Here is a 19,012-nt window from a genome sequence, read left to right as displayed (position 1 = left end):
CGGCGCGCAGGTGCAGATGCCGATTCGGAATCTGCACCCCGCGCCCGCCCTGCTACCCTGTCTTCCCCCCGAGACGTTCAAGCTGCCGCCATGAGCCGACTGCGCATCTACGACGACACCCGCCCCGAATCGCCGCTGCTGGACACCCAGGACGGCGCGGTCATCACTGCCGAACTGCAGAAGATCGGCGTCACCTTCGAGCGCTGGCAGGCCGCCGCGCCGGTCGCGCCGGGCGCCAGCCAGGAGGAAGTGTTCGCCGCCTACCGTGCCGACATCGACCGCCTGGTCGCCGAGCGCGGCTTCAAGAGCGTGGACGTCGCCTCGATCGCCCCGGACAACCCGAACCGCGCCGAGCTGCGCAAGAAGTTCCTCGACGAGCACTTCCACAAGGAGGACGAGGTGCGCTTCTTCGTCGCAGGCTCGGGCCTGTTCACCCTGCACGTGGGGGACAAGGTCTATGAGATCGAGTGCGTGAAGGACGACCTGATCGCCGTGCCCGATGGCACCACCCACTGGTTCGACATGGGCGATGAGCCGAGCTTCGTGGCGATCCGCTTCTTCACCGAGCCGGACGGCTGGGTCGGTCATTTCACCGGCACCGACATCGCGCAGAAGTTCCCCCGCTACGTACCCACCCAGGCGTCCTGATCCATGCAGCCCCGCGTCATCCTGACCGATATCGAAGGCACCACCAGCAGCATCTCGTTCGTCAAGAACGTGCTGTTCCCTTATGCCCGCAAAGCGCTGCCCGCGTTCATCGCCGAGCACGGCCAGCAGCCCGACGTCCGCCGCTGGCTGGATGCGGTCGCTGCCGAGATCGGCGGCGCCTGCCAGGACAGCCTGGTGGCCGAGACGCTGCAGGGCTGGATCGACCAGGACCGCAAGCACACCGCGCTGAAAGCGCTGCAGGGGCTGATCTGGGACGAAGGGTACCGTCGTGGCGACTACACCGCGCACTTCTACCCGGAAGTGGCACCGGTGCTGAAAGGCTGGCATGCCTCCGGCCTGCCGCTGTACGTGTACTCCTCCGGCTCGGTGCCGGCACAGAAGCTGTTCTTCGGGTTCAGCGATGCCGGTGACCTCAGCCCGCTGGTGTCGGGCTGGTTCGATACCGAGATCGGCGGCAAGCGTGAGGCCGACAGCTACCGCCGCATCGTGCAGTCGATCGGCGTGCCCGCCGGCGAGATCCTGTTCCTGTCCGATGTGGTGGAAGAGCTGGATGCCGCCCGTGAAGCCGGCCTGCAGACGCGCCTGATCGACCGCCGCGACGACTACCCGATGCCGCGCACCGGCCAAGCCGCCAATGGCCACGAGCGGGTCGAGAACTTCCAGCAGATCCAGCTGTAAGCAGGAAAAAAGGGGACGGAGGGGATTAAGTCGTTTGTGGCACACATGGGCCACAAACGACTTAATCCCCTCCGTCCCCTTTTTTGCTCAACGATCGTTGAGGGTCTTCACCTTCAGCGCTTCGCGCAGCGCTGCCAGGTCCACCGGACCGCGCACCGCGATATCGCGGGTTTCACCCGGCAGCAGGTCCAGCAGGTTGTCTTCGACCTGCACGTCCAGCGCGCCGAAGTCGATCCACGCCGCGCGCACGTACGCCGCGCTTTCCAGGCGCAGGCGGTAGTGGTCGCCATCAATGGCCAACGTGGCCTTGAGTTTCTGCCGCGGCAGCACCTGGTCCTTGGCCTCGACGAATCCGACCACCTGCCGCGCACGCACCGCGCCGTTCTGCAGCAACTCGAACACGGCCACCGTGCGCTTCGGGCCGGCGCCGGCCAGCAGCTCGGCATCGCGGAAATCACCGACGGAGGTGACGCCCTCCGCCGACAGCATCACCGCGTCCTCGCGACGGCGCAGTACCTTGCCATCCACATCCATCACCCGCAGCCGCCAGCGCGCTTCCAGTGAGGCGCCATCATTGATCAGGCGCACCCGCGTCCTGCCCTCATCACGCAATGCCGCCAGCGTGACCGGCGCGAAGAAACGCCGCGCGGCAAAGTGCAGCGCCTTCCAACGACCGAAGTAGTCGACGCTGGACCATGAGGCGCCCGGCCAGACGTCGTTGAGCTGCCAGTACAGCGAGCCCATCGTGTACGGGCGCGAGGCGCGATGGTGAAGTGCCGCCAGAGCGATGCCATCGGCCTGCATGACCTGGCTGAGGTAGACGAAGTCCTCGAAGTCCTTCGGCGCACCGTAGCCCAGCTCGATGTAGTGCAGCAGGCGGCCGTTGCCCTCGCCAGCCATGAACTTCTGGTGCGCACGGATCACCGGGCTGTCGATGCGCTGCTCGGCGCGGGTGGCGATCTGGTCCACCGTCGCCACCGACGGCCACGCCTGCAGCCCGTACTCGGACATGAAGCGCGGCGTCTCACGCAGGTAGGCCTGCACCGGCAGCGCCGGATTGCCCCAGACCTGCCAGTAGTGCTTGTCGCCACGGGTGGAATCGTTGGCCTTCTCGTCCAGATCGTTGCTGGGCGAACTGGACCAGTACGGTACGCCCAGTCCTTCCTCGCCCACCACCTGGCGCAGGTCGTTGCCGAACAGGTCGACATAGCCCTGCCAGACCTTCTCTGCAAACGCCGGATCGGCCGCCTTCAGGTCGCGGCCGTGGCCCCAGTCCTTCCAGGCGGCTTCTTCCTCGTTGTTGCCACACCACAGCACGATGCTGGGGTGATGGCGCAGCCGGCGCACGTTGTCGCGCGCCTCGGCCACCACGCTGGCGCGGAACGCCGGATCGTAGCCCGGCTGCATGCCGCCACCGAACATGAAGTCCTGCCAGACCAGCAGGCCCAGCTCGTCGGCGATGTCGAAGAACGCGTCGTCCTCGTAGTAGCCACCGCCCCAGTTGCGCAGCATGTTCATGTTGGCGTCGCGCGCGGCGGTCAGCACCTGGCGCAGGCGCGTGGCATCGACGCGTGCGGGGAAGGCATCGAACGGAATCACGTTGGCGCCCTTGGCGAAGATCGGCACGCCGTTGATGACGAAGGCGAAGCCCTGCCCGCCCTTGCCGTCCTCTTCGCGGCGCAGCTCAACCGTGCGCAGGCCGATGCGCTGCTCGCGCACCAGCGTTGCGTCGGCACCGCCATCCAGGCGCGCCTGCACGGTATAGCGATCCTGCGCACCATGGCCGACCGGCCACCACCGCTTCGGTTCCGCCAGTTCAATCGGTAGTTCAACACTGTTCTGCCCGGGCTTCAGCAGCACCGTGCGCTGCGCCTGGGCCACGCTGCGACCCTGCGGATCGCGCACGTCCACATGGACCACCGCCGAGCCGGCCGACGCGCCCTGCTCCACCTGCAGCAGCACCGCCAGCTTCGCCTGCTCCGCGCTCAATGCATCGGTGCGCACCGCAAGATCGGTCAGGCGGTGCGCGTCCCAGGCCTGCAGGTCGATTCCACGCCAGACGCCGGCGGTGACGTAGCGCGGACCCCAGTCCCAGCCGAAGTGGTAGGCCGGCTTGCGCCCGAAGTTGCCGACCATCGCGTCCTTCGGCTCGTCCCCATAGGGCGAAGGATAGTTGCCGGCGATCTTGTGCGGCATCGCCTGTACGCCCGGCAGCAGGGTGCGGATCGGTGAGCGGAACACGATCTGCAGTTCATTGTCCCTGGCCCGCAGGCGCCCTTCCACGCGCGCGCGCCAGGTCCGGTGCGCGTTGTCCGCGCGCAGCAGCGGCTTTCCGTTGAGGCTGACTTCGGCATAAGTGTCCAGCCCGTCGAAGCGCAGTTCGGCATTGGGCTTGGCCAGCGTCGCCGCGTCCACGTCGAAGCGCGCGCGGTACTCCCAGGCCGCCAGGCCGATCCACTGCAGCTCGGCTTCGGGCGCACCCACGTACGGGTCACGGATCAGCGCATGCGCCAGCAGGTCGGTGTGCACGCTGCCCGGCACCGTGGCCGCACGCCATTGCTGCAGGCCCGGATGCGCAGCGCCCTGCGCGTCACCCGGCAGCATGCGGAACTCCCACTGTGCCTGCAGAGTCGCTGCAGCTACCGGGAAGGTGGAGGCTGCGATCAGCAGCAGGAGCAGACGGACAACGAGGGAAAGACGATGCACGCGGAGCTCCTGTTTTTCCGCCGGGCATGGCCCGGCGCTGCCGATTTCGGATCGCCAGGCATGGCCTGGCACTACTGCATTCGAACGATCTTCAACGCACCACGTTCAACACTTCGTAGCACGCACCCATGGTGTGGTAATCCACCTTGCCGGCCGGGCTCTTCTCGTCGCTGTACTTGCGGTTGTCGGCATCGAGGATGCGGAACCAGGCGCCGTACTGATGGTCGACGAAGTGCGCCCACGCGTACGCCCAGATGCGCTCGTACCACTGCCAGTAGCGGTCATCACCGGTGCGCTTGCCCATCAGTGCGGCGGTGGCCAGCGTTTCGGCCTGCACCCAGAAGTACTTGTCGTCGTCGCAGACGAAGCTGTCGCCACCGATCGGCGCGCCATCCATGCCGGGCTGCCGGCGCAATTCCGGTGCGAAGCCGTAGTACAGGCCGCCGCGGGCGTCGTCCCAGCTGCGCGCCACGGCCACGTCGAACAGGTGCTGCGCGGTCGGCACCAGCCAGTCCGCCTGCACGTGGCGATCGAGGATCAACAGCAGCTTGGCCCATTCGGTCTGGTGGCCCGGCTGGAAGCCCCACGGGCGGAACAGGTGCTTGGGGTTGTCCAGGTTGTAATCCCAGTCGATCTCCCAGTTCTCATCGTAGTGCTCCCAGACCAGCCCACCGGCCTTGGCCGCCTGGCGGCGGGTCATGTTGTCGGCCAGCTGCAGCGCACGCTCGACATAGCGTTGCTCACCACTGGCCTCGAACGCCGCCAGCATCGCCTCGCACATGTGCATGTTGGCGTTCTGTCCACGGTAGCCGGTGAAGTTCCACTGACCGTCCGCTTCATCCTTGTAGAGCCCGTGCTGCGGCTCCCAGAAGCGCGTTTCCAGCAGCTGCCAGGTTTCGTCCATCCACGCGCGCGCCTGTTCGATGCCTGCCTTCAGCGCACAGCTGTAGGCCAGCAGCACGAAGGCCACGCCGTAGCAGTGGTTCATATCGTCCTCGACCTTGCCATCACGCAGGGTCCAGGCATAGCCGCCGGTGGCGGGGTTGCGGTGCACCTCGCGCAGGTAGCGCACGCCGTGCTCGACCGCGTCGCGGTACTCGGCATTGCCGAACTCGCGGTAAGCCATCGCATAGTTGAAGACGAAACGGGTGCTGCTCACCAGGTGGCGATGGCTGGCATCGTAGATGCTGCCGTCGTCACGGAAGTAGTGGAAGAAGCCACCGTTGGGATCGATGCAGCGCGGGTGGTAGAACGCCATGGTGTCGGCGATGTGCGCGCGCAGGAACGCGGGCGAACGGAAATCGGGCGAAGGGCTCATGCGGTAATGTCCTGTGCCTGCAGCAGCTGCTGCACTTCATCGAGCGAGGGCATCGCGGCGAACGCGCCCTTGCGGGTAACAGCCAGCGCGCCGACCGCAGCGCCGAAGCGCAGCGTGGCGGTGATCGCCTCGGGGTCCTGGCAGAAGGCGGCAAAACCGGTACCGGCACCGCCGCGCTCCAGCAGCCCAACCAGCACGCCACCGACGAACGCGTCGCCCGCGGCCGTGGTGTCGACCGTAGCCACGCGGAAGCTGGTGACGGTGCCGTGGTTGTCGCGGGTGTACCAGTGCAGCGTGGCGGCACCGTCGGTGACGATCACCCAGCGCGCCTGCGCAGCCAGCAGGCGCCGCAGCACCGCCGCCTCGCCGTGGGCACCCAGCGGCGCAGCCAGGTAGTCCAGCTCCTCGCGCGACAGCTTGACCAGGTCAGCGCGTTCCAGTGCCTGCCACAGCCGCGGCGTTGGATCTTCGTTGGCGGGCCACAGCGCCGGGCGCAGGTTGAGGTCCAGGCTGACCACCGCACCGGCGGCACGGGCGCGGTCCATGCCGGCGAAGGTCGCCCCGGCGATGGCCGGCTCGGTCAGGCTGTTGGAACAGACGTGGAAGCACTGCGCGCTGTCCAGGCACGCGGCCTGGAAATCGCTGTCACGGAACAGCAGGTCGGCCGCCGGCGGCCGGTAGAAGCTGAAGCTGCGCTCGCCATTGGCATCCAGGGCCACGAAGGCCAGTGCGGTCTTGGCCGCGTCGGTGCGCACGATGTAATCGGTACCCACGCCGTGCTCGACCAGGCTGTCGGCCAGGAAGTCACCGAACATGTCGCGGCCCAGCATGCCGACGAACTGGGTCTTCGCGCCCAGCCGTGCAGCCGCCACGGCGACGTTGGCCGGTGCACCGCCGGCGTACTGCAGGAATGCGCGCGGCGTGTCGGCCGAGGCCGGCGGCTGCGCTAGTAGATCGATCAAAATTTCGCCGAAGCAGACAATGGCACCCATTCCGGACTCAGCCTCCCTGCGTTGCGGAGGCCGGCGTACGCGCGCCGACCAGTCCGTAGAAAATGATGTAGCCGTAGCACAGCAGCGGCAGGATGAAGCTGGCCTGCACGCCGATGTGGTCGGCCAGCACGCCCTGCAGGTACGGCACCACGGCACCGCCGACGATGGCCATGATCAGCAGGCTGGAGCCCTTGTTGGTCAGCGGGCCGAGGCGCTCGATGCTCAGCGCGAAAATAGTGGGGAACATGATCGAATTGAACAGGCCGATCGCCACCACCGAGTACAGCGCGATGTTGCCGGAGGTCAGCATGGTGGTGACCAGCAGCGCCACGTTGACCAGCGCGAAAATCGCCAGCAGGCGGCTCGGCGAGAAGCGCGCCAGCAGCGCGGAGCCGGCGAAGCGGCCGATCATCGCCATCGTCCAGTAGGCCGACACGTAATGCGTGGCTTCCTGTTCGCTGAAGCCACCGATGTTGGGCATCGACAGGTAGTTGACCAGGAAGCTGCCGATCGACACTTCGGCGCCGACGTAGAAGAAGATGCCCAGCACGCCCAGCAGCAGGTGGCGCTTGCGCAGCGCATCCAGGTAGCTGTGGTGGTGGCCCTGGTCGGCCTGCTCGGTGGCGTCGCTCAGCGCCGGCAGGCGGAACAGGAACACGAACAGCGCCAGCAGCACCAGCGCCACGGCCAGGCCCACGTACGGACCCTGCACCGCCTGCGCCTCGGCGGCACGGTAGGCCAGCTGCTCGGCGGCCGGCAGCGCCGCGATGTCGTCAGCGCTCTTGACCGTGTTGGACAGGATCAGCATGCCGCCGAAGATCGGCGCGATGGCGGTACCCAGCGAGTTCAGCGCCTGCGCCAGGGTCAGGCGGCTGGAGCTGGTCTGCTCCGGGCCCAGCAGCGCGACATAGGGGTTGGCGGCCACCTGCAGCACGGTAATGCCGGTGGCCAGCACGAACAGGGCACCGAGGAAGGCGCCATAGACGCGCAGTTCGGCCGCCGGCCAGAAGCCCAGCGCGCCGATGCCGGCGATCACCAGGCCGGCCACGATGCCCTTCTTGTAGCCCAGCGCCGCCACCAGCCGACCGGCCGGCAGCGACATCAGGAAATAGGTGCCGAAGAAGGTGAACTGCACCAGCATCGCCTTGGCGTAGTTCAGTTCGAACACCGCCTTCAGGTGCGGGATCAGGATGTCATTGAGGCAGGTCAGGAAGCCCCACATGAAGAAGATCGTGGTGACGACAGCCAGCGCCTTGCCGTTGGTGACGGCGGGTGCGTTGCCCGAAGAACCCGATGGACGGGGCGTTGCGGAGATCGGCATGCGGTACGCGCCTCGATGCGCGGAAGGTCGTTGTTGCGTGGAAGGGGTATGCGGAAGGAATCAGTTCGGTCGTGCGGCACTGCTTTCGCGGATGCGCAGCTGCACCGGCGCGACCGTGCGCCGCGGCGGCGCGTCCGGTTCGTCCAGCCGTTGCAGCAGCAGCGCCGCAGCCTGGCGGCCACGCTCGCGCGGATCGGCGGTAAGCGTGGTCAATGGCGGTACCGCCACCGCCGCCTCGGAAATGTCATCGAAGCCGGTCACGGCGAAATCGCCGCCCGGACGGATGCCGCGCGAGTTCAAGCCCAGCATCAGGCCCAGCGCGACGGTGTCGTTGTAGCAGACCGCCGCACTCGGCCGATGACCGTCGGCGAAGAGTTCATCGGTGCGCGCTGCCGCTTCCAGGCGGTTCGGCGCCGACTCGATCATCCAACCCGGCGGCAGCGACAGCCCGGCCTCGGCCAGCGCCTGCTGGAACCCGGCGCGGCGCTGGTGGCAGGAACTGGATGCGGCGTGGCCGCCGAAGAAGGCGATCTGGCGATGGCCGCGCTCGATCAGGTGGCGCGTGGCCAGATAGGCGCCGTGCTGGTTGTCCAGGGTCAGGAAGTCCCAGTCAGCCCCGGCCAGTTCGCGATTGAACAGCAGCACGTTGGCATTGGCGCCCAGCGCCTGCCGCAACTGCGCGGTGTCGCTGCCCTCGGCCGGCGACAGGATCAGGCCGGCCGGGGTGTGTTCCATCAGCGTGGACAGCACCGCCTGCTGGCGCTCCGGCGATTCCCCGGTGCTGCCCAGCAGCGTCACGTAACCGCGCCCGCCCAGCGCCTCGTCCACGCCGGACGCGAATTCGGCGAAGAACGGGTTGGACAGGTCGTTGATCACCAGCGCGATGCTCGACGAGGTGCGCCGGCGCAGGTTGGCCGCCGCGCGGTTGTAGACATAGCGCTGGCGGCGCAGCTCGGCCTCGACCTTGGCGCGGGTATCGACATTGACCAGCGGGCTGCCGCGCAGCACCAGCGACACGGTTGCCCGTGACACGCCGATCGCACGCGCGATGTCGGTCACCGTCACCGCCTTGCCGGCGCGCTTGCTGGGACTGCTGCCGTTGTCGTTCATCGTCTTCCCGGACTCCGCTGGAGGCTCAAGCCTAATGGATCAGGGCCGTGTCGTGCCGTGCCGTTCGCTGGGTCACCGCGAACGGCACAGTCCGGCTCAGCGCAGCTGGCTGCCCGGTGCCGCGCACCAGGATACCGGCAGGTCCTTCACCGCCGTGCCCCAGCCCTGCTCCGGCACCTTCGCATCCAGCGCAAAGCGCACGCGCGGGCCCTGCTGCAGGCGGCTCCAGTCCAGCCACACCGGTGCATGCGCCTGGCCATCGACCTGCACGCCCTGCACGTACTGCAGGCGGCGGCCATCGGCGCCCGGCGCGTCGATGCGCAGGGTGCGGCCGTTGCCCATGTCCACTTCCACCTTGCTGAAACGCGGGGTGTGCAGCAGGAACTGGCCGCTGCCCGGCACCGCCGGGTACACGCCGATGGCGCTGAACAGGTACCAGGCCGACATCGTGCCAAGATCATCGTTGCCGGTCACGCCGTTGGGGGCATTGGTGAACAGCTGCTGCGCCGCACGCACCACGGCCGCGGTCTTCCACGGCTGGCCGATCAGCGTGTACAGCCACGGCGAATGCAGGTCCGGCTCGTTGTTCGGGTTGTAGCGGAACTGGTTGTAGTAGCTGTACGGCCCGACCACCCACGCCTTGCGCGCGGCGTTGAGCGGGTCGGCCTGCAGCGCGTCCATCGCGAAGAACGCATCGAGGCGGCGGCCCGCTTGTTCGCGGCCATCCATCGCTTCGACCAGGCCCGGCACGTCCTGCTGCGCCAGCCACTGGTACTGCCACGCCGTGCCCTCGTGGAAACCGTGGTGCGAACGCGGGCTGTAATGGCCGTCGGACGGGGTGTACCACTGGCCATCCTCGGTGCGCGGGCGCGGGAACCCGGTGAAGCCGGTCTCGGCATCGCGCACCTGCGGGTCCCACACCTTGCGCCAGTTGCGGCCGCGCTCACGCAGCGTCGCCGCATCCTGGGCGTGGCCCAGGCCATCGGCCATCTGCGAGAGCGCGCAGTCGGCCAGCGCGTACTCCAGCGTGGCCGAACCACCGTGGTGCGGATCGACGTCCATGCCCTTGGACGGGAATGCACGGTCATAGGCCACGTAGCCCTTGTCCAGGTAGGTCGGGTTGCCGGAGCGGCCGGCCATGCGCGAGTTCAGCGGCGGCGTACCGAAGGCATTGCGGCGCAGCGCATCCCAGGCCTGCGATTCACGCCCCTTGAGCGCACCGAAGCGCCACAGGTCGACCATGAACGGGGTGACCGGATCGCCGGTCATGATGTTGGTCTCGAAGTTGGCATAGCCCCAACGCGGCAGCCAACCGCCCTGCTCATCGATCGCCAGCAGGGTGCGGCCGATGTCGCGCGCCACGTCCGGGCGGGTCAGTGCCAGCCACTGGTTCTGCGCACGGTAGGTATCCCACAGCGAGAAGTACTCGTAGTAGGTCCAGCCATCGGCACGGTGGATGCCATCGTCATAGCCGCGGTAGCGGCCATCGGCGTCGTTGCCGGTCATCGGCTGCAGCAGCGCGTGGTAGACCGCGCTGTAGAACACGGTGCGGTCATCGGCGGTGCCGCCCTGCACGCGCACCCGGCCCAACTGCTCACGCCAGGCCTGCTGGGACAGCGCGCGCATGCGGTCGAAGCCGAGCAGCGCCCCACCCTGCATGCCTTCCGCGCGCAGGTTGGTGCGCGCGCCTTCGGCATCCACGTGCGAGATCGCGCTGACCGCTGTCACCGACTGGCCCTTGGCTAGGTCGAAGCTGAGCCAGGCACCGTTCGGCTTCTGCTCGCCTTCCATGCTGTGGCGCGCGCCCGGCAGGCCACCGCCCTCGCCCCAGGTGCCATGCGCCTTGAACGGACGGTCGAACTCGATGCGGAACCAGGTGGTGTACTGATGGCCGCCGCAGAAACTCTTGGTGACAAGCTTGCCCTCGACCACGCGGTCGCCGACCACATCGACCACGCTGCCGATCACCGAATGGCGCTCGTTGGCCTGGCCGACGTTGACCAGCACGTGGCCATCGCCACTGCGCTGGCTGAAGGTATAGCGCTCGGCCGCGGCACGGGTACGCGCGGTCGCCTCGGCATCGATGCCGCCGTAGCTGGTCAGGCGCACCTTGTAGTAGCCGGCCTGGCCGACCTCGCCGTCATGGGTGTAAGCCGAGGCATAGGCCTTGTGGTCGAACTGCTTGGCGTTGCCGGTATCGAAATCACCGCCCGGACCGATCGAGCCGGTCACCGGCAGCACCGACACCTGGCCGCCCTGTTCCCAGCAACCCGCGCCGGACAGGAAGGAGTGGCCGAACCCGCGGATCTTCTCATCGTCATAGCGCCAGCCCGAGTAGTGGCTGCCGATCGGGCTGACCTGGATCAGGCCGAACGGTGCCGACGCACCCGGGAACGTGTTGCCATCGTCCTTGCTGCCGATGAAGGTGTTGACCTCGCGCTCCAGCGCTGCCGGCGCGGCCTGCAGCAGCATCGGCGCCGCCGACAGCGCAAGCAGGCAGGCCAGGCGCACCAGCGGGCGCGAGGATGATGGGACGGCGGGAGCGGACGGCACTGGACGCATGTCGGGTTCCTGTAGTCGATGGCGCGGAGGCAGACGGCCGGGGCCGTCCGGCAGCGTTCCGCTGAGCCCTGCCCTGACCTGCAGAGAGCTCTTCCTGGAATGACGCCCGACCCGTGCGACCGTGAATTTAGATCGATTCAAGTAGAGCATGCGGGTTCAGCCGAATGCATTCTGCGGCGCAGCATGAGGGGGTTCGGCAGGGCTGCGCCCTGCACCCGCGCGTACTGCCGGCTGCTGGCCGGCAACCCCAGAAGCAACAGCAAAAGCCGGCGATCCGTGGGATGGCCGGGTGGGTCCGGTTGCGGGGGGCGCCGTAAATACGTCCATGTAGGCTCGGTCGCCGCATCCATGCGGCTCACGCCCCCGCAACCGGCCCCACCCCGCCTTCGACAGATCTCCGTGATCTGCAATGGATCTCTGACGGATAACGAAAATCGATCCGGGGTCAGATCCGTTTTCCTTTGGAAAACGGATCTGACCCCAGGACCCCATGTCGTTCCAGGATCAGTCCAACCGTCACCGGGAAACTGTCAAAGGTGGGGCGGTGTGGGCTGGCAGGACCGTTGGCGCCATGGATGGCGCCATCGAGCCCCCATGGGTGAGGGCGCTTTGCTTGCGAAGCACTGCTTCGCAAGCGCCCGAACGCCCAGCCGCCAGCGGCTGGGCCGGACCCCGGAGGGGGGGTTACGGCGTGTCCTGCCAGTCCACACCGCCCCGCCAACCCACAGACAACCCCGAGCCGCTTTGGCTTTGGCTTTGGCTGTTGCCGGCCAGCGGCCGGCACTACCCCCGCAGGTGCAGGGCGCAGCCCTGCCGCCCCCCTCTTCCCTGCGCACGAAAACGATTTCACTGATTTCAGCAAACCGTCATCCCTTCGCCACGCCAGTACCATATTGCGCAGCAGCATGCGCCTGCGGGCGACCCGTGCTAAAAATCGCCCGCCCATCGCTTAGATCGATCCAAGACGACGCCGCGATGGCCGGGAGTTGGGGGACCAGCAACAGGACGTACCAGGCCACACGCGCGGTGCTACTGCCACTGCATGGCGACCGCCGCAAAGTCACTTCAAATTAGATCGATTCAAGTTGTCCGTGCCACGTCACCGGATCAATCCAGGAGAGAGGGAGAGATGGGAATGAAGCATTCAACACGTACGCACGGCCAGGACGCATTGTCGCTGGCCATCGCGCTGGCCCTGGCTGCCGCCGTCATTCCGGCAGGCGCCGCCGCGCAGCAGGCCGCGTCCACCGGCACGCAGGATGCCACGACTCTGGACAGCGTCCAGGTCACCGGCTACCGCTACGCCATTGAAAAGAGCCTCGAGCAGAAGCGCGATGCCAACGCCGTGGTCGAAGTGATCACCGCCGAAGACGTCGGCAAGTTCCCCGACAAGAATGTGGCCGACGCCCTGCAGCGCGTGCCCGGCGTGGTCATCACCCGCAGCGGTGGCGAAGGCAAGAGCGTCAGCGTGCGCGGCCTTGCACCGGACCTGACCCTGACCCAGTTGAACGGCAACTTCGTCGCCTCGTCGGAGACCAACAACGAAGCGACCCGCTCCTTCAACTACACCCTGCTGCCGTCGAACATGCTGTCCAGCGCCGAGCTGTTCAAGTCGCCGGAAGCCCGCATCGACGAAGGCGGCATCGGCGGCACGGTCATCCTGCATACCCGCCGTCCGCTCGACATGGAATCCAACTCCGGCTACGTGAACCTGGAGGGCACCACCTCCGACACCAGCCACGACGTTGATCCGCAGGTGTCGGCGCTGTATTCCTGGCACAGCAAGGACGAGCGCTTCGGCGTGCTGGTCGGCGTGACCCAGCAGAAGCGCACTACCCGCACCATGGAAGCCAGTACCGAGGACTACCAGTGGTACGGCAACGGCACCACCGCCCGCGATGCCAACGGCAACCTGCTGGAGCAGGATGGCATCCACTACTGGTGGGGCCAGTCCGGCTTCAACAACCAGACTGGCAAGAACTACAGCGAGTTCTTCATGCCGACCTCGGTGAACTTCGCGGTGAAGGAAGAGAAGCGCGAACGCAAGGGCGGGCAGCTGACCTTCCAGTTCAAGCCGGTCGACAACGTCACGATGACGGCCAACTACTTCCGCTTCGAACTGCAGGGTGACTACACCCAGAACATGCTGAAGGTGCCGGAATGGAACCTGGCCCGCTACAACCAGGACGGCAACTGGGCCGGCGGCCGCCTGCTCAATGGCCTCGACTTCGATCCGAGCGGCAGCATCGTCACCGGCGCGCAGTACCAGAAGCTGGCCGGCAAGACCTACTACTGCAGCGAGGATGAAGCGGCTGCGGCCGGCCTCAAGCCCGGTGGCTGGGGCCCGGACGACTGCACCATCCCCACCCCGCAGCTCACCGGCGGCTACAGCAAGGAAAAGGCACTGTCGCAGACTGCGGACCTGACCATTGACTGGGACATCAGCCCGCTCTGGAAAGCCTCGTTCACCGGCGGCCGCACCTGGTCCGAAGGTGGCCCGTCGATGAACTTCCGCATGTCGGCCAAGCCGCGCCGCAAGGTGGGCAACCAGTGGCAGTCCGGCAACCAGTACACCGCGTGGGACCTGACCGGCACGCCGTCGGTGCAGTTCTCGCCCGACCTGCAGCAGCAGCTGATGGCCGGCATCGCCGAAGTCGATACCGGTTCCACCGATTCGTCTTGGATGCAGACCGAAGTCAAGCAGAACTACTTCCAGGCAGACGTCACCAAGCTGTTCGAGGCGGGTTGGCTGGACTCGATCCAGTTCGGCGCCAAGTACCGCGACGGCAAGGTCCACCGCAACACCGGCAACACCTACTGGGTGTGCCCGGGCCTGGACCCGTCCGACTACGACAACAACCGCTACCAGGCCGGTTGCGATCCGACCGCTGGCAACGCGCAGCCGGGCTTCTTCCTGTCCAACCCGATCAGCAACATCACCGGCGCCTTCAACGCCAATGTGTTCCCGGGCATCAACTACCCGGCCTACATCGATTACCTGAACAAGACCTACGGCGGCTCGCACAACCGCACCGAGGAAGACTTCGTCTACGACGTCAACGAGAAGATCTACTCCGGTTACTTCCAGGCCAACTTCCGCACCGAGCGCGTGCGCGGCAACGTCGGCGTGCGCGTGGTGCGCACCAAGCAGTTCGCCCAGTCCAGCGACTCGGTCGAGCGCTTCAACGACTACTTCGTCGATAACGCCAGCGGCGCACCGATGAGCTGCGATGATCCGGCCGCCGATCCGAACCTGCGCTGCCAGGGTGGCTTCGTCCGCCTGCCCGACGCCCAGGTGCGCGACAAGGTGTACGCGCTGTCGTCGCTGGAAAAGACCTATACCGACGTGCTGCCCAGCTTCAACATCGCCTGGGACATCACCGACAACCTGGTGCTGCGCGGCGCAGCATCGAAGGTGGTCGCGCGCCCGAGCTACACCAGCATCGCCTACCCCGGTGGCCTGCGTTACATCAGCGAGGAGTACGCCAACGATCGCCGTGTCACCGGCGGCACCGACACGCCCGGCTGGTACGGCTCGGGCAGCAACAAGGCGCTGGAGCCGTTCAAGGCGGTCCAGTTCGACTTGGGCCTGGAGTGGTACTTCAAGCCGGGCGCCGTCGCGGGTGTTTCGCTGTTCCGCAAGAACGTGGACAACTTCACCGTGCCGGTGGTACGCGACCAGCAGATGAACGTCGGCGGGCAGTCGGTCACCGTGCAGAAGTACGAGACCCAGGCCAACGGCCGCGATGGCGTTTCGCAGGGCGTGGAACTGTATGGCCAGTACACCTTCGACTTCGGCCTGGGTGTGCAGGCCAACTACACCTACAACGACACCAACCTGGCCTCGATCGTGCTGGACGGCGAGGAAATCGGCTCCTCGCCGCTGGTCGGCAGCGCCAAGAACCAGGCCAACGTCACCGTGTTCTACGAGAACGACAAGTTCCTGGCGCGTGCCTCGTACAACCGTCGCGGTGAAGTGGTCGGCGGCCTGAACAATGGCATGACCACCTACACCAAGCCGTACAGCCAGCTTGACCTGAACGTGGCCTACAACCTCACCCCGGACTGGACGGTGACCGCCGCCGTGCTGAACGCCACCAAGTCCGAGCTGCGCAGCTACATCGGAAACGACAGCCAGGCCCGCCTGCTGTCCAACCTGTACGCCGGCCGCCAGCTGTATTTCGGCGTGAACTGGAAGTTCTGAGGCGGCGCCGGGCCTGCCCGGCGCGCTCTCGCCCCGTTCCGGCGGGGAGGGTCCTCCACGGCAGCCACGCTGGTACAGGTGGCTGCCGTTTTTCATGGATGCATGTTCATGGGCCCCTTGGGCGCCGTTCAGTCCGGCGCTTGACCCTGCCATCGTTGGAAGGTGCACACTGGCCCTATCCCAAGAGCATCGAAGGAGCCACAGATGGAATTCCATGTCGACGGCATGACCTGCGGCGGCTGCGCACGCAGCGTGACCCGCGCGATCCAGCAGATCGATCCGAACGCCCGCGTAGTCGCTGACCCGCCGAGCGGCCTGGTCAAGGTGCAGACCACCGCGTCGCAGGAACAGGTGTTCGCCGCAGTGAACGATGCAGGTTTCCCGCCGCGCAGCGCCTGATCCCCTGCCCGGCATCCACAACGAAGCCCGCCCCGTGCACTGTCACAGGGCGGGCTTTTCAATGCATGCGAACATGAAAACTCAGTGCTTGCGCGCGCGGCGGCGCACCGCGCCGGTCTTGGCCGCTTCCACCGGCAGCGGAGCCTCATCGTCTTCACCCAGCCGCTGCAGGATCGGGCATTCCGGGCGCTCATCGCCGGCACAGCAGCGGATCAGCGATTTCAGCGTATCGGCCATCTGCCGCATGTGCTCGATGCGCTGTTCCAGGTCGGCGATGTGCTGCTCGGCCAGCTGCTTGACGTCGGCACTGTGGCGCGACGTGTCATTCCACAGGCCCAGCAGGTCGCCGATCTCGGCCACCTGGAAGCCGAGATCGCGCGCGCGGCGGATGAAGCGCAGGCGATGGATGTCGGCCTGCGAATACGCCCGATAGCCCGACTCCGTTCTATCCGCCGCAGGAATCAGGCCGATCTGTTCGTAGTAGCGGATCATCTTCGCCGACACGCTGGAGGCCTTGGCGGCTTCACCGATGTTCATGCGGATCTCCTTCAGTAGGTCGCAACGGCGGCATCGGCCATCGGTGGCTGGAAGCGGCGCAGGCGCAGTGCGTTGCCCAGCACGAACACACTGGACAGCGCCATCGCACCGGCCGCCAACACCGGCGACAGCAGCACGCCCCAGACCGGGTACAGCACGCCGGCGGCCACCGGAATCAACGCGGTGTTGTAGGCGAAGGCCCAGAACAGGTTCTGCCGGATGTTGCCCAGTGTCGCCTTCGATAGCGCAATGGCGTTCGGTACGCCCTGCAGGTTGCCCGACATCAGCACCACATCAGCCGATTCCACCGCGATATCGGTACCGGTGCCAATGGCCAGGCCGACATCGGCCTCGGCCAGTGCTGGCGCGTCATTGATACCGTCGCCGACGAAGGCGGTCTGGCCGTAGGTGGACTTCAAGCGACGCACCGCTTCGACCTTGCCTTCCGGCAGCACCTCGGCCACGACCTCGTCGATGCCCAGCTGGCGTGCGATCGCCTGCGCGGTGGCAGCGTTGTCGCCGGTGATCATCGCCACCTTCAGGCCCAGCTGATGCAGCGCCGCGATCGCCGCCGGCGTGCTCGGCTTGATCGGGTCGGACACCGCGATGATCGCGGCCAGGCGTCCATCGATGGCCACGTACATCGGTGACTTGCCCTGCGCGCCAAGTTCCGCCGCCAATGCTGCGAATGCCGTGATGTCCACGCCCAGCTCGCGCATGAAGCGATCGGCACCGACCTCCACCCGAGCACCCTCGACACTGGCCCGCACGCCCATGCCGGTGACCGATTCGAAATCGACCAGCGATGGCAGCACAATGCCCTGCCCGGTCGCGGCGTCAACAATCGCGCGGGCAATCGGATGCTCCGAGCGCGATTCCACCGCGGCAACCGCCGCCAGTACGGCGTCGCGCTCGAAACCGGCGGCAACGTCCAGATCGGTCAGGCGCGGGCGTCCTTCGGTCAGCGTGCCGGTCTTGTCCACCGCCACCACCCGCGCATCCTTCAGCAGCTGCAGTGCCTCGCCCTTGCGGAACAGCACGCCCATCTCGGCGCCACGGCCGGTACCGACCATGATCGAGGTCGGCGTGGCCAGTCCCATCGCGCAAGGGCAGGCAATGATCAGCACCGCCACCGCATTGACCAGCGCGAAGCTCAGCGCCGGTGACGGGCCCAAGATCAACCAGACCACGAAGGTCGCCAGCGCGGCCAGCATCACCGCGGGCACGAACCACAACGTCACCTTGTCGACCACCGCCTGGATCGGCAGCTTCGAGCCCTGCGCCTGTTCCACCATGCGGATGATCTGCGCCAGCATGGTCTGCGCGCCCACCGCCGTGGCGCGCACCGTCAGTGCGCCCGTCTGGTTGACGGTGCCGCCGACCACGCTGCTGCCGGCCTGCTTCTCGACCGGGATCGGCTCGCCGCTGATCATCGACTCGTCGATGAAGCTGCGGCCTTCGACCACCTCGCCGTCCACCGGCACGCGCTCGCCCGGACGCACTTCCACCACGTCGCCGCTCAGCACTTCATTGACCGGGACATCCACCGTTCGGCCGTCACGGATCACATGGGCGACCTTGGCCTGCAGATTGACCAAGCGCTTGATCGCCTCGGAGGTACGGCCCTTGGCACGCGCCTCGAGGAAGCGGCCGAGCAGGATCAGCGCCACGATCACCGCTGCTGCTTCGTAGTAGACGTTCACCGTGCCCGCCGGCAGCAGCCTTGGCAGGAACGTGGCCACCACCGAGTAGCCGAAGGCCGCGGCGGTACCCACCGCCACCAGCGAATTCATGTCCGGTGCCATCCGCAGCAGCGCGGGAACGCCCTTCTGGTAGAAGCGACGGCCGGGAACAGCCAGCACCAGCGCGGTCAGCACGAACTGCAGGTACCAACTGGCCTGCATGCCGATCGTGGACATCACCCATGCGTGCATGCCGGGGATCAGGTGCGAGCCCATTTCCAGCACGAACACTGGCAATGCCAGCGCCGTGGCCACGATCAGGTCGCGCTTTAGCTCCGCGCGCTCGGCATCCTTCTTTTCCGCCGCTTCGTCATCGGACTGCACACCCGCCGCGATCACGCGTGCGTCATAGCCGGCCTTGTCGATGGCGGCGACCAGCGCCGCAGCATCCGCCACGCCACGCACGGTCGCACGCTCGGTGGCCAGGTTCACGCTGGCCTGGCTGACGCCTGGCACGGCCAACAGCGCACGTTCGACACGGCCCACGCAGGACGCACAGGTCATGCCCTGGACCGACAGCTCAGTGGTACCGGCGGGCACGTCATAGCCCGCCCGCTCCACCGCCTGGATCAGCGCTGCGCGATCGACCGGGCCCGACGGTCGGATGTCCGCCCGCTCGGTGGCCAGGTTCACCGCGACACTTCCCACGCCCTCGACCCTGGACAGTGCCGCTTCGACCCTGCCCACGCAGCTGGCGCAGGTCATGCCCTCGATCGGCAGGCTGATCGGGGCGCTAGTGGGGACGGCAGTGGCGCGTGGCGTGCTCATGATCAG

12 protein-coding genes are annotated in these 19,012 nt (G+C 67.0%); 4 read left to right on the top strand and 8 right to left on the bottom strand.

Annotation, left to right across the window (positions count from 1 at the left end; all coding sequences use genetic code 11):
- Positions 1-90: 90 nt before the first annotated feature.
- Complete coding sequence (locus NSQ78_RS10250) at positions 91-648, top strand: acireductone dioxygenase (RefSeq protein WP_049464314.1); 558 nt, start codon at positions 91-93, stop codon at positions 646-648.
- Between the two features lie 3 nt (positions 649-651).
- Positions 652-1,347 carry an acireductone synthase gene (mtnC, locus tag NSQ78_RS10245; RefSeq protein ID WP_053462819.1) on the top strand — a complete coding sequence of 232 codons (696 nt, stop codon included), beginning with the start codon at positions 652-654 and terminating at the stop codon, positions 1,345-1,347.
- A gap of 87 nt (positions 1,348-1,434) precedes the next feature.
- Here the strand turns inward: mtnC and NSQ78_RS10240 are convergent, their stop codons facing one another.
- From NSQ78_RS10240 to NSQ78_RS10215, 6 genes are all read right to left on the bottom strand, one after another.
- Positions 1,435-4,053: a glycoside hydrolase family 2 protein gene (locus tag NSQ78_RS10240; protein ID WP_064238388.1), complete on the bottom strand. Its 2,619-nt coding sequence runs from the start codon at positions 4,051-4,053 to the stop codon at positions 1,435-1,437.
- Positions 4,054-4,144: 91 nt separating this feature from the next.
- Positions 4,145-5,371 (bottom strand): AGE family epimerase/isomerase, encoded by a 1,227-nt coding sequence (locus NSQ78_RS10235; protein ID WP_064238386.1) that lies wholly within the window; start codon positions 5,369-5,371, stop codon positions 4,145-4,147.
- Complete coding sequence (locus tag NSQ78_RS10230; protein WP_064238383.1) at positions 5,368-6,363, bottom strand: carbohydrate kinase; 996 nt, start codon at positions 6,361-6,363, stop codon at positions 5,368-5,370. Before NSQ78_RS10230 ends, NSQ78_RS10235 begins: the two co-directional genes overlap by 4 nt.
- 7 nt (positions 6,364-6,370) lie before the next feature.
- Positions 6,371-7,684, bottom strand: a complete 1,314-nt coding sequence (fucP, locus tag NSQ78_RS10225) for an L-fucose:H+ symporter permease (protein WP_049464304.1) — start codon at positions 7,682-7,684, stop codon at positions 6,371-6,373.
- 60 nt (positions 7,685-7,744) lie between these two features.
- Positions 7,745-8,794 carry a LacI family DNA-binding transcriptional regulator gene (locus NSQ78_RS10220; RefSeq protein ID WP_014646964.1) on the bottom strand — a complete coding sequence of 350 codons (1,050 nt, stop codon included), beginning with the start codon at positions 8,792-8,794 and terminating at the stop codon, positions 7,745-7,747.
- A gap of 96 nt (positions 8,795-8,890) precedes the next feature.
- Positions 8,891-11,356 carry a GH92 family glycosyl hydrolase gene (locus NSQ78_RS10215; RefSeq protein ID WP_064238379.1) on the bottom strand — a complete coding sequence of 822 codons (2,466 nt, stop codon included), beginning with the start codon at positions 11,354-11,356 and terminating at the stop codon, positions 8,891-8,893.
- 1,129 nt (positions 11,357-12,485) lie between these two features.
- Between NSQ78_RS10215 and NSQ78_RS10210 the strand changes: the two genes are divergently transcribed.
- Positions 12,486-15,560, top strand: a complete 3,075-nt coding sequence (locus NSQ78_RS10210) for a TonB-dependent receptor (protein WP_049471347.1) — start codon at positions 12,486-12,488, stop codon at positions 15,558-15,560.
- A 204-nt stretch (positions 15,561-15,764) separates the two neighbouring features.
- Positions 15,765-15,959 (top strand): heavy-metal-associated domain-containing protein, encoded by a 195-nt coding sequence (locus tag NSQ78_RS10205; RefSeq protein ID WP_049471345.1) that lies wholly within the window; start codon positions 15,765-15,767, stop codon positions 15,957-15,959.
- Between the two features lie 81 nt (positions 15,960-16,040).
- Here the strand turns inward: NSQ78_RS10205 and cueR are convergent, their stop codons facing one another.
- Positions 16,041-16,496, bottom strand: a complete 456-nt coding sequence (cueR, locus tag NSQ78_RS10200) for a Cu(I)-responsive transcriptional regulator (protein WP_049471344.1) — start codon at positions 16,494-16,496, stop codon at positions 16,041-16,043.
- Between the two features lie 11 nt (positions 16,497-16,507).
- On the bottom strand, positions 16,508-19,006 hold the full coding sequence (locus NSQ78_RS10195) for a heavy metal translocating P-type ATPase (RefSeq protein WP_064238377.1): 2,499 nt from the start codon (positions 19,004-19,006) through the stop codon (positions 16,508-16,510).
- Positions 19,007-19,012 lie beyond the last annotated feature (6 nt).

This window comes from Stenotrophomonas sp. FSL W7-1447 (assembly GCF_037966425.1).
GTDB classification, from domain to species: Bacteria; Pseudomonadota; Gammaproteobacteria; order Xanthomonadales; family Xanthomonadaceae; genus Stenotrophomonas; species Stenotrophomonas pavanii.
This window is presented reverse-complemented; position numbering and strand designations above follow the sequence as displayed.